This is a genomic window from Micromonospora sp. HB375 (assembly GCF_017872985.1).
GTDB classification, from domain to species: Bacteria; Actinomycetota; Actinomycetes; order Mycobacteriales; family Micromonosporaceae; genus Micromonospora; species Micromonospora chalcea.
This window is the reverse complement of sequence record NZ_JAGGJO010000001.1, coordinates 2,290,361-2,302,108: the sequence shown is the minus strand read 5'-3', so window position 1 is coordinate 2,302,108 and position 11,748 is coordinate 2,290,361. Positions and strand designations below refer to the sequence as shown.

The window sequence follows — 11,748 nt, the reverse complement described above, 5'->3', positions numbered from 1 at the left end:
GGCGCCCGGGGAACGGCCGTTTTGGCTCTCCGACTCAGTCGCGCAAACCCATCGCCCGGCGGATCGGCTCGGCCATCGTCGGATCTGCCAACCTCATGACGCTGATGAAGCCGTTCCAGGTGGTCGCGCCGACGATCACACGCTCGTCCAGCGCCATCATGACGAAGCCGGGTCGCCCCGAAGGGCCTCCCAGGACACCCCAGTCCACGCCCTTGCCGATGACGTCCCATGCGTCGCGCAGCCGCACCCGGGCCCAGTGCGGCCTCGCTGACGGCTCTCCGTCGACCGGCCCGACCGAGACGAGAAAGCACCCCTCTTCGTCGAACAACCGGCCCGTGTACGCGAAGTCCCACCACGCCGCGTTGGCGCCCTCGATCAGGCGGGAGTCGTCGAACATGAACTCGACCTCCTCCCTGCCGTCCTCGGTGGAGCAGGCGGAGAGCATCCAGGCCGCGAAGGCCGGGAGCCCGGCGGAGTCCCAGTGGAAGTCGACCACCTCCACCCCGGCGGTATCCAGGGAGGCAATGATCATCCCCCGGTTCGGCATGCTTCTCACCCAGCCTTGTCGCCCGCACTACCGGGCGGCGGACTCCTGCCCGTTGCGCTCGTCGTCCCGGGCGGGGTAGCCGAGGATCTCCGCGAGGTCACCGGCCGCCTTCGTGTACGCGGCGTAGATGTCGTCGTCGAAGTGGTTACGCCAGTCGCCGGACGCGCCCTTGCGGTAGTGGGAGATCCGCCCGGGGGTCTCCTTCGACTTCTTCATCTTGGTGAAGCTGTAGCGGGCCAGCAGGGCCTCCAGCTCGGCCGACGGCAGCGTGATGCCGCAGTGCCGCAGGAGCTGGTCGACCTCGTCGGCCTGCCGCTCGCCGGTCAGGTCCTCGTAGCGGAACAGCCGGAACGTCTCGTCGCTCGGTGCGACCGCCCAGGAGCGCATCTGCCCGAACTGCTTCTTGTCGCGCAGGCGGTCGATGACGTAGAGCATGCCCTCCTTCTTCGGCAGTTCCTGGAGGGCCTTGCGCGCCTGCGGGATGTCGCCCATGGGGGCGTGCGAGTTGCGCAGCGAGAAGTAGCTGGACACGACGACGTCGCGCGGGTCGCGGATCACGAAGAACGCGCGGTATCTGCCGGCCTTGGGCACCGCCTCGAACCGCTTGTGGGAGAGGAAGATCGCCAGGCCGACGCGGCCGGCCGGCACCGGCGCGGTCGCGCCGCCGGAGTAGAAGCGCGGGTCGTAGGGCAGCAGCCCGCAGTGGCGGTAGACAGCCGGGTCACTGAACAACGCCTTGATCCACTGGCTGCCGGTCTTGCGGACGGTGCAGTGGAAGATGTTGTCGAACTCGCTGCGGGCCGCCACCGGAACGGTGAGTCGCATACGGGCGTTGCGCGCTTCCATCTGCGCCCGCCGGGCCTTGACGCGCAGAGAATTCGGCGAATTGTGCTTGGCGAATTCAACGGCCCGATTAATCATTTCCCAACCTCATCCGGACCCCGCGGAGCAGGGGCAGCACGAACACCTTTCCGCACGCCACGCAGGTGAAATCCGCAGACCTCGCCTGCTCCGCCCCGCGCCCCGACGCGCCGCTAGGAATATCCCCGACGGTCCGATTAATGTCAATCCCGGCCTGCTGGGAGAACGCTGAAAATCTACAATTTCTCTAGGAATTGCGGAATAAGGGCGAGGGTCAGGTCGCGGCGCGCAACACGTCCGCCATCGTCTGCTCATCGCGACGGCGGCCCGACCCGGCGGCCCTCGCCGGGCGCGGCGACCTGGCCGGGCGGGCTGTTCGCGGTGACGCTCGTGGCGCACGGGTCGGAGTTCGGCTGGAGGACGCCGTGGCGGGACCTGCTGACCGGGTTGCGCCGTCACCCGGACGCCGACGTGCGGGAGGCGGCGTACACGCTCGACATGAGCTGACCAGGCCGGACGTCGCCCTATGCTCGGGGCGTGACGCTTCAGCGGATGGACCACGTCAGCGTCGTGGTGGACGACCTGCCGGCCGCGATCGCCTTCTTCACCGAACTCGGCATGGAGGTGGAGGGCGAGATGCCGGTCGAGGGGGCCTGGGTGGACCGGGTCAACGGCATGGACGGCGTGCGTGTCGACATCGCGATGATGCGCACCCCGGACGGCCACGGCAAGCTCGAACTGACGCGGTTCCGGGCGCCGGCACTCGTCGCCGCCGAACCGCCGGCCGCGCCGCCGAACACGCTCGGGCTGCGGTCGGTCATGTTCGCCGTCGACGACGTCGACGACACGGTGGCCCGGCTGCGGGCCCACGGCGGTGAGCTGATCGGTGAGGTGGCGGACTACGGGGACATCTACCGGCTCTGCTACCTGCGCGGCCCCGCGGGCGTCATCGTGGCGCTGGCCGAGCAGCTGAGCTGACGCCTACCCCGCGTCGACCGGGGCCAGCACCGTCATCGCCTCGCGTTCGCGTACGGCCAGGTCGGCGAGGACCGCCGACGCGCGGGTCAGGTGGACCGCGTCGCCGGTCCGCCCGGCGGTGGCGATGTGGTCGGCGACGGCGGTCCACAGCGGCGCGATGTCGGCGTACATCAGCTGCGCCCGGCGCAGGTGGGCGTCGCCGGTGACGGTGGCGGCCTCGGCGAGGAAGTCCCGGTACATGGCGCGGAACAGCGCGCCGCCGGTGCCGCCGCGTTCCATCAGCGTCGCGGCGAGCGGCAGGTCGCGGGCCGGGTCGGCGGCGCGGTCCAGCCAGCGGGTCACCCGGGCGGCGGCGGTGGCGATCCCCCGGTGGCCGAGGTTGGCGATCGGCGGGTCGAGGAACGCCCCGGCGTTGGCGCGAACCGCCGCGCGGATCGCCGTGCCCAGGTCCGGCGGACCGCCGGGCGCGGTGAGCGTGTACGACAGGTGGCGCGCGGTCATCGGCCCCCGCGCGGCACGGGCCCGGGCCAGGCTGTCCAGCGTGGTGGTCACCGCGCCGCCCTGCTGGGCGGTGTCGACCAGGTAGGCGTGGGTGTCGTCGTAGCCATAGATCGCGACGGTGTGCCCACCGAAGTGGACCCGGGTGGTGAAGTAGTCCAGGTGGTACGAGTCCAGTTGCAGGCCGACCGGCTGCCCGGCGTCCAGCGCGTCGGTGACGTCGCGCCACGCCTTCGCCGCCGACGTCGTCTCCCGTACCCGAAGGTCCAGGCCGAGGCGGTCGGCGGCGGCGCGGGTCACGCACAGCGGCTTGGTGCGCCCGCCGAGGAACGGCACGTCCATGCTCTTGGCGTCCCAGTAGACGAAGCCGAGCCCCTCGCCGAGGCCGAACAGCATGGGCTCGGAGAGGTCCAGGCCCGCGTGCCGGGTCAGCACGCCGAGCGTGGTGGTCTCGCAGTGCACCCCGGGGCGAGGCGTCACGCCACTCAGGATCACGTAGCCTCCTGTTCCGCCGGCACGGCTGCGGCGTTCGCGCCGGGCGGGGACAGCAGCGGGCGCAGCGGCCCGTCGCCGGGGACGCCGGGCATCCGGCGGGCCACCCCGGCGAGCAGGTCGGCGGCCTGGACGCGCGGGTCGTCGCGCGAGTCGGTCATCACCAGCCCGGCCAGCGGCGACGGGCCGGCCGGGTCGCCCGCGGCCAGCGCCGCCTGGAGGCGGCGGAGCCGGTCCTCGGTGAGCGCGCTCTGCTCGTCGTGGATCACCAGCACCCGCCGCCGGCCGGCGCTCCAGTGCAGGACGGTCTCGGCCAGCGCCGGCAGCAGCGGCTCCAGCGGCGGCGGGATCGTCCGGTCGCCCGCGTACAACCGGGCCTGCACCGCTGCCACCCGGGCCGGGTCGAGCGCGTCGAGGACCGCGCCGGCCCGCGTGTCGTCGACGTGGCGCCGCAGCACGTCGCGCGCGGCGAAGAACCGCTCGACGCTCCGGTCGTCGGCCCGGTCCCGCCGCTTGGTGCGCAGCATCTCGACCACTGCGGCGAGGAAGGCCGCCCAGTCGGGCCCGGCCGCCCGCCCGGCCCGGTGCAGCGCCGCCGCGGCCGGACGCCGGTCACCGGCGAGGCGGGTGCCCGCCGCGTACGAGGGCTCGGCCAGCAGCAGGTCGACGACCCGGGTGGCGAGGAAGAACTCCTTGTCGACGAGGTGCACGTGCGCCCGGCCGCGCAGCGCGGACAGGAACCACTGCACCGCCTCGGCGGCTTCGCGGCGGCGCAGGAACTGCCGGGACTTGACCTCGTCGGGCGAGAACCGGAACCCGGACCGCAGCGTACGGATCAGCTCGGCGGCCTCGTCGCGGCCCAGGTCGACACTGGCGTGGACGATCACCGGGGTGGCCGGGTCGAGCAGGTTGGTGCCGGAGAAGCCGGACTCGTCGCAGGCGATCTCCCGCACCGTGCCGGTCAGCGCCTCGCCGGGTGGCAGCCCGCCCTGAAGCGGCAGCCTCGCACCCGTCGAACCGGCCATGCCGACATGCTCGCCGACCGGGCGTGCCGGGGCCAGCCGATTCGGCGACGCCGGGACGGGAGCAGCGCGGTCGGCGGCGTCGAGCGCCTCCCGGAACGTCTCCCGATCCACGGCGGGACCGTACGCCGGCCCACCGACAAGCTGTCAGCGGCCGTGTCAGCGCCGTGTCAGGGCGGTGGCGGTACGGCCGCCCATGGTGGTCGCATGACGAGTTCAGCGATAGCGGTCTCCGGGCTGCGCAAGGCGTACAAGGACAAGGTGGTGCTCGACGGCATCGACCTGGACGTCCCCGCCGGCACGGTCTTCTCCCTCCTCGGCCCGAACGGTGCCGGCAAGACCACGACCGTGAACATCCTGACCACGCTGATCCGCGCCGACGCCGGATCGGTGCGGGTCGCCGGGCACGACGTGGTCACCGAGGCCACGGCGGTACGCGCGGCGATCGGCGTGACCGGGCAGTTCGCGGCGGTGGACGAACTGCTCACCGGGCGGGAGAACCTGCAACTGATGGTCGACCTCGGGCCGCGCAACCGGGTGACCGGCAAGCGGGTCGTCGCCGAACTGCTGGAACGGTTCGACCTGGTCGAGGCCGCCGACAAGCTGGTGTCGACGTACTCCGGGGGCATGCGCCGCAAACTGGACCTCGCGATGACGCTGGTCGGCGAGCCGCGGATCATCTTCCTGGACGAGCCGACGACCGGACTGGACCCGCGCAGCCGCCGCACCATGTGGTCGATCATCAGGGAGCTGGTCGCCGGCGGCGTGACAGTCTTCCTCACCACCCAGTACCTCGACGAGGCCGACCGCCTCGCCGACCGGATCGCGGTGCTCGACCAGGGCCGGCTGGTCGCCCAGGGCACGCCGGAGGAGCTGAAGCGCCGGATCCCCGGCACGCACGTGCGGTTGCGGTTCGGCACCGGCGCCGAACTGGACGCGGCGGCGCTGGTGCTGCCCGAGGCGGTACGCGACGAGGAGGCGCTGGCCCTGCGCGTGCCCACCGACGGCGGAACGGCGGCGCTGCGCGCCCTGCTCGACCGGCTCGACGCGCACGCGATCAGCGCCGACGACCTGTCCGTGCAGTCTCCCGACCTCGACGACGTCTTCCTGGCCCTGACCGGCCGTACCCCGGAGGTGGCCGCCAAATGAGCCGCAACCATTCGGTCGTCATGCTGCGCCGCAACCTGACGCACCTGCGCCGCAACCCGACCTCGGTGTTCAACGCCGTGCTGATGCCGATCATCGTGATGCTGATGTTCGTGTACATGCTCGGCGACGCGTTCTCCGTCGGCGTCGACTACGTCGACTACGCGACGCCGGGCCTGATGCTGCTGGCGGTCTGCTACGGCCTCGGCGGCACCGCGACGTCGGTGAACTCCGACATGACGAAGGGCATCATCAACCGGTTCAAGGTCATGCACGTCTCTCGGGGCGCGGTGCTGACCGGCCACGTCGTCGCCACCGTGCTGACGAACGTCCTCGCGGTAGCGGCCCTGGTCGGGGTGGCGTTCCTGCTCGGCTTCCGCCCGGCCGGCGAGCCGCTGCACTGGCTCGGCGCGGCCGGCGTGGTGGTGCTGCTCAGCGTCGCGGTCAGCTGGTTCACCGTCGCGCTGGGCCTGTTCGCCAAGTCGCCGGAGTCGGCGGGCATGGCCTCCGTGCCGCTGATCCTGCTGCCGTTCTTCAGCAGCGCGATCGTGCCCGCCGACAAGATGGGGCCGGGCCTGCGGCAGTTCGCCGAGTACCAGCCGTTCACGCCGATCATCGAGACGCTGCGCGGCCTGCTCGAGGGCGCGCCGTCGGCCGGTGACGTGATCCCCGCGCTCGCCTGGTGCGCCGGCATCGCGGTGGTCGGCTACCTGTGGGCGCGGTCCACGTTCACGAAGCGAGCGTGACCTCGACCAAGTGCTCCCAGCCGGTCTCCCGGCCCTGTGCGACCGCCTCGGCGAACCCCGCGTCGCCGAGGCGGTCGCGCGCCGCCGCCTCGATCCGGGGCACGTCGGGGTGGGTGCGGTCGGGCTGGCCGCGTACCGCGGTGGCGGCGCCGAGCAGCCGCGCCGCCTGGTCCGGCCGGTCCAGCCGCACCGCCAGGTCCGCGACACCGACGAGCACCTGCGCGGTCAGCGGCGCGTAGCCCCCCTCGCGCGCCGCGCGGCACGCCGCCGCCCGATGGGTACGCGACAGCTCGACGTCCTCGGCCAGGTAACCCAGCAGATCCTGGGTGCCCGCCCGGACACTGGCCAGGTCCGCCTCGTCGCCGAGCAGCGCCGACACGGACCGCAGCTGCGCGTACGCCTCGTCCGCGTCACCGTCGTGGCGGGCCAGGTACGCCCGGACCAGCGCCAGTTCGGCCAGCGCCCCCGGCCAGGCGACCCCGGCGGCGAGCCGGTACGCCTCGGCCAGCGCGTCGGCGCTCGCCGCCTCGTCGCCGCCCAGCCGGTACAGCCAGGACAGCCGTGCCCGCATCCGGATCACGTCCTCGACGGCGCCGACCTCGGTGACCGCCGTGACCGCCTGCTCGTAGTAGTCGCAGGCGGCGGCGACGTCACCGCGCACGGCGATCAGCTCGGCCAGTTCGCTGAGCGCGAACGAGATCCCGAAGCGTTCGCCCACCGCCCGGAACTCGGCGAGCGCCTGCCGCAGGCACGCCTCCGCCTGCGCCGCCTCCATGCCGAGGATGACCCGCAGCTTGCCCAGGTGCAGCCGGGCCAGCGCGCGTACCCACGGATCGTCGTGGTCGAGCAGCGACTCCCAGGCGGGCAGCAGCGCGTCCGGTTCCCGCAGCATCCGCTCCATCGGCACGACCAGGGCCAGCTCCGGGTGGCCGCCGCGACCCTCCCCGCTCAGCCGGTACGCCTTGTGGATCCACTCGGCCGCGTGCTGCGCGTCGCCCGGCCCGGAGCTGAGGAACAGCACCACCAGTCCGTACACCACGGCCCGGGTGTCGTCGGGCACGTCGCCGGGCGCCTCGGTGGCCGCGATGATCAGTTCCATGCCCTCGGTGCGGTGTCCGCCGAGCCACCAGTACCAGCCGGCGCCGGCGGCGAGCCGCATCGCCTCGGGTCCCTCACCCGCGGCGAGCGCGCCACGCATCGCGGCGGTGATGTTGTCGTGTTCGGCGTCCAGCCGGGCGAGCCAGGTGAGCTGGTCGGCGCGGCGCAGCCGCGGCTCGGCGGTCTCGGCCAGCGCGGTGAAGTACGCCAGGTGCGCGCGTCGCGCGGTGTCCGCCTCCCCCGCCTCGGCGAGCCGCTGCGCGGCGTACTCCTTGATCGTGCCGAGCATCCGGTAGCGTGGCGCGACGTCGCCGGCGGCGACCAGCAGCGACTTCTCGGTCAGCGCGGTGAGCAGGTCGAGCACGTCGCCCGGCGCGACGGTGCCGCCGGCGCAGACCCGCTCGGCCGCGTCCAGGCCCGCCCCGCCGGAGAACACCGACAGCCGGCGCAGCACCGCGCGTTCGGCGTCGCTGAGCAGTTCCCAGCTCCAGTCGACCATTGCGCGCAGCGTCCGGTGCCGGGGCAGGGCGGTCCGGCTGCCGCCGGTGAGCAGCCGGAACCGGTCGTCGAGCCGGGTGGCGAGCTGGTCGACGGACATGGCGCGCAACCGTGCCGCCGCCAGCTCGATGGCCAGCGGCATGCCGTCGAGCGCGCGGCAGATCCGCGCCATGGTCGCCGACGTGTGGCCGTCGTACGCCAGGTCGCGGCGGACGGCGGCGGCCCGGTCCCGCAGCAGGCGCACGGCGGGCGACGACTCGACCTCGGCGGCAGTGGCGTCGCCGCCGGGCAGGCCCAGCGGCGCGACCGGCCACAACGCCTCCCCGGTGATGCCCAGCGGCTCCCGGCTGGTGGCCAGGATCCGCAGCCGCCGGCACTCGCCGAGCAGCCGGTACGCCAGCGCCGCCGCCGCCTCGACGACGTGTTCGCAGTTGTCCAGGATCAGCAGCATCTCCCGGTCCCGGATCGCCGCCACCAGCCGGTCGACCGGTTCCGCGCTGCCCGCGTCGCCGAGCAGCGCGTCCCGCAGGCCGAGCCCGGAGATCGTCGCCTGCACCACGTCCCCGTCGGCGCTGACGGCCGCGAACTCCACCAGCCACACGCCGTCCGGCAGGTCGCCGGTCAACCGGCGCCCGGTCTCGGTGGCCAGCCTGGTCTTCCCGGATCCGCCCGGGCCGGTGAGCGTGGTGAGCCGGTGCTCGGCCACCAGCGCACCGACCGCGGCGAGATCGGCGTCCCGCCCGACGAAGCTGGTCAGCTCGGCGCGCAGGTTGGTCCGGCGGGTGTCCTCCCGGCGTACCGTCTCGCCGCGCAGCAGCGCGACGTGCAGCGCCGACAGTTCCGGGGACGGGTCGGCGCCCAAGGCGTCGGCGAGCGCGTCGGCGGTGCGCCGGTAGACGAGCAGCGCCTCGGTGTCCCGGCCGGCCGCGACGAGCGCGCGCATCAGCGCCATGGCGAGCCGCTCGCGCACCGGATGGGCGGCCACCAGGTCGGTCAGCTCCGGGATCAGGTCGGGCCCGGTCTCCGCGTCGTACCGGTCCTCGGTTGCGGTCAGGCGCAGCCGTTCCAGCCGGGTGGCCGCCGCGTCGAGCGCCGGGCTGTCGGGCAGGCCGATGTCGCGCAGCGCGTCGCCGCGCCACAGGCCCAGCGCCTCGCGCAGCAGCCGGACCCGCTGCGGTCCGTCGCCGTCGCGGGCCCGCAGCAGCAGGCGTTCGAACCGTACGGCGTCGACGGCGTCGGGCTCGACGGCGAGCCGGTAGCCGTCGGGCAACCCGTCGACGACGCCCGCCGGCAGCGCCTTGCGCAGCCGGGAGACGAGGCGTTGCAGCGCGTTGGCGGCGTCGGCGGGCGGGTGCTCGCCCCAGATCCAGTCGACGAGCGTCGCCTTCGGAACCACCCGGCCGGGCTGGAGCGCGAGGGCGGCCAGCAGCCCGCGCAGCCGCGCGCCCGGCACATCGGCCGGGACGCCGCCGTCCGTGGTGACCTGGAACGGCCCGAGCAACCCGATCTGCACCCGCCGATCCTGCCACGCCCGGCGATTCGATCCGGTCCGCCGGGCGCGGGGGTCAGGTGGCCAGGCGCAGGTGCCGGCGCTGCCGCACCGCGGCGGCCCTCACCTGGTACGGGGCATCCCCGGGCGGCGGATCCTGATAAGTTGCGCGCTCCGCACGGGTTCGACGGGGGAATGCGCATGTCCGACACGGGGGCCGGATCCGATCAGGGAGCGGCGGGGGGCGCGGAACAGCGGGCCGAGACCGCCTGGATGCCGCCGGCCGGCGAGCCGTCGGCCGATCCCGGCCCGCCAACGCCGCCCACTGCGGCTCCAGGTTACGAGCCGCCCACGGCCGCTGTGGGTTACGGGCCGCCCACTGCGGGCCCGTCGTACGGACCGGCCACGCCGTACGGGCCGTACCCGCCGCCCGGTCCGCCGTCGACCGGCCGCAACCGTGGTCTGGTCATTGCCGTCGCGGCGCTGAGCGTGTTGCTGCTGGTGGCGTGCTCGGGCCTGGTCGGCGGCGCGTTCCTGCTGCGGTCCTCCGAGCGCCGGGCCGCCGAGCCGGAGCCGATCGCGCCGCCGGTGACGCCCTGGCGGTCGTCCGGCACGACGCCCACTCCGGGTGCGACAACGAGCGTGGAGCCCTCGACGCGCGGGCCGCAGCCCAGCGACTTCCCGGCGGCGCAGATCTCCGACCTCAACGACGTGTGCGACGGGGTCCTCTACTTTCCGCAGTCGCCGAAGCGCACCGGAGCGGCGCCGCACCCGGTGGCGCTGCTCGTCGGCACCGACGTGGGCACGCGGCGCCACGACCGGGTCTACTACTACGACGAGGGCCTGTCGAAGCGGGTGGAGCGGACATGGGCGTCGGAGGACCCGAAGGCCGTGCAGATGGTCGCCTGCCTGGACCGCACCAGCACCGGCGCGACGATCCGCAAGTGCCGCTACGACGACCCGAAGCCGGACACGCTGACGCTGCTCAAGGCCACATACCGCCTGCGGGTGTACGAGGTGGCGACCGGCCGCCGGCTGCTGGACAAGACCATGGGCGGCGACGACCAGCAGTGCCCGTATGTGGTTCTGTACGGACCGGACAAGAAGATCTATGCCGAGGTCAGCCACCGGTCGCTGCTGTCCGCGCTGCGCAACCTGGTCAAGCGGTAGGCCGCGTGCCCGGCCCGATCACGGGCCGGGCACGCGGTCACCGGTGGCCCGGCCGGTCAGCGGAAGGCCGCGTGACCGGTGAGCGTCTGCCCGATGATGAGCTGGTGCACCTCGGAGGTGCCCTCGTAGGTGAGCACCGACTCCAGGTTGTTCGCGTGCCGCAGCACCGGGTAGTCGAGCGTGATGCCGGCCGCGCCGAGGATCGTCCGGCACTCGCGGGCGATGGCGATGGCCTCCCGCACGCTGTTGAGCTTGCCCAGGCTGATCTGCCGGTGGTCCAGCGTGCCGGCGTCCTTCAGCGTGCCGATCTGCATCGCCAGCAGCATGCCCTTGCCCAGTTCCAGGGCCATGTCGGCGAGCTTGAGCTGGGTGGCCTGGTACGCGGCGAGCGGCTTGTCGAAGATCTGCCGGCTGCGGGCGTACGCCACTGTGGTCTGCAGGCAGTCGTGCGCGGCGCCGAGCGCGCCGAAGACGATGCCGAAGCGGGCCTCGTTGAGGCAGGTCAGCGGCCCGGACAGGCCGGCCGCGCCGGGCAGCATCGCGTCGGCGGGCAGCCGGACGTCGTCGAGGACCAGCTCTGAGGTCACCGACGCGCGCAGGGAGAGTTTGCGGGTGATCTCCGGCGCGGTGAACCCGGGCGTGCCGGCCGGTACGACGAAGCCGCGGATGCCCTCGTCGGTACGCGCCCAGACGACGGCGACGTCCGCGACCGAACCGTTGGTGATCCACATCTTGGTGCCGTTGAGCACCCAGTCGCCGCCGTCGCGGCGGGCCCGGGTGAGCATGCCGGCCGGGTCCGAGCCGAAGTCCGGTTCGGTCAGCCCGAAGCAGCCGATCGCCTCGCCGGCGGCCATCCGGGGCAGCCACTCGCGCTTCTGCTCCTCGGAGCCGAACCGCCAGATCGCGTACATGGCCAGCGAGCCCTGCACCGAGACCAGGGACCGCAGGCCCGAGTCGCCCGCCTCCAGTTCGAAACAGGCGAGGCCGTACGCGACGGCCGAGGTGCCGGCGCAGCCGTAGCCCTCCAGGTGCATCCCGAGCACGCCGAGTTCACCGAGTTCCCGGGCCAGTTCCCGTACCGGCAGCCGGCCCGCCTCGTACCAGCCGGCGATCTCCGGCCGGATCCGCCGGTCCACGAAGCCGCGCACGGCGGCCTGGAGTTCCCGGGTGTCGTCGTCGACGAGCGTGTCCACACCGAAGTAG

10 protein-coding genes are annotated in these 11,748 nt (G+C 73.4%); 4 read left to right on the top strand and 6 right to left on the bottom strand.

Annotated elements, in window-relative coordinates:
• Positions 1-34: 34 nt before the first annotated feature.
• Together J3R08_RS10700 and J3R08_RS10695 are read right to left on the bottom strand one after the other, a co-directional pair.
• Complete coding sequence (locus J3R08_RS10700) at positions 35-547, bottom strand: hypothetical protein (protein WP_245254717.1); 513 nt, start codon at positions 545-547, stop codon at positions 35-37.
• A gap of 27 nt (positions 548-574) precedes the next feature.
• On the bottom strand, positions 575-1,468 hold the full coding sequence (locus J3R08_RS10695; protein ID WP_209960995.1) for a sulfotransferase domain-containing protein: 894 nt from the start codon (positions 1,466-1,468) through the stop codon (positions 575-577).
• 492 nt (positions 1,469-1,960) lie between these two features.
• Here J3R08_RS10695 and J3R08_RS10690 point away from each other — a divergent pair, with 492 nt between their 5' ends.
• Entirely contained in the window at positions 1,961-2,386 is a 426-nt protein-coding gene (locus J3R08_RS10690; RefSeq protein WP_209964151.1) for a VOC family protein, read from the top strand.
• A gap of 3 nt (positions 2,387-2,389) precedes the next feature.
• On the opposite strand, the gene J3R08_RS10685 is transcribed toward J3R08_RS10690, so the two are convergent.
• Complete coding sequence (locus J3R08_RS10685; protein WP_280841754.1) at positions 2,390-3,364, bottom strand: BtrH N-terminal domain-containing protein; 975 nt, start codon at positions 3,362-3,364, stop codon at positions 2,390-2,392.
• Between the two features lie 11 nt (positions 3,365-3,375).
• On the bottom strand, positions 3,376-4,512 hold the full coding sequence (locus J3R08_RS10680) for a DUF3800 domain-containing protein (RefSeq protein ID WP_280841753.1): 1,137 nt from the start codon (positions 4,510-4,512) through the stop codon (positions 3,376-3,378).
• A gap of 93 nt (positions 4,513-4,605) precedes the next feature.
• Between J3R08_RS10680 and J3R08_RS10675 the strand changes: the two genes are divergently transcribed.
• Positions 4,606-5,547, top strand: coding sequence for an ATP-binding cassette domain-containing protein (locus J3R08_RS10675; RefSeq protein WP_064447420.1), 942 nt, complete (start codon positions 4,606-4,608; stop codon positions 5,545-5,547).
• Positions 5,544-6,290: an ABC transporter permease gene (locus J3R08_RS10670; RefSeq protein WP_064447419.1), complete on the top strand. Its 747-nt coding sequence runs from the start codon at positions 5,544-5,546 to the stop codon at positions 6,288-6,290. The genes J3R08_RS10675 and J3R08_RS10670 overlap by 4 nt, the downstream gene beginning before the upstream one ends.
• On the opposite strand, the gene J3R08_RS10665 is transcribed toward J3R08_RS10670, so the two are convergent.
• Positions 6,274-9,399 (bottom strand): BTAD domain-containing putative transcriptional regulator, encoded by a 3,126-nt coding sequence (locus J3R08_RS10665; protein WP_209960991.1) that lies wholly within the window; start codon positions 9,397-9,399, stop codon positions 6,274-6,276. The genes J3R08_RS10670 and J3R08_RS10665 overlap by 17 nt on opposite strands.
• A 177-nt stretch (positions 9,400-9,576) precedes the next feature.
• Here J3R08_RS10665 and J3R08_RS10660 point away from each other — a divergent pair, with 177 nt between their 5' ends.
• Entirely contained in the window at positions 9,577-10,545 is a 969-nt protein-coding gene (locus J3R08_RS10660) for a hypothetical protein (protein WP_209960989.1), read from the top strand.
• Positions 10,546-10,601: 56 nt separating this feature from the next.
• Here the strand turns inward: J3R08_RS10660 and J3R08_RS10655 are convergent, their stop codons facing one another.
• Entirely contained in the window at positions 10,602-11,738 is a 1,137-nt protein-coding gene (locus J3R08_RS10655; RefSeq protein ID WP_373888009.1) for an acyl-CoA dehydrogenase family protein, read from the bottom strand.
• Between the last annotated feature and the right edge of the window lie 10 nt (positions 11,739-11,748).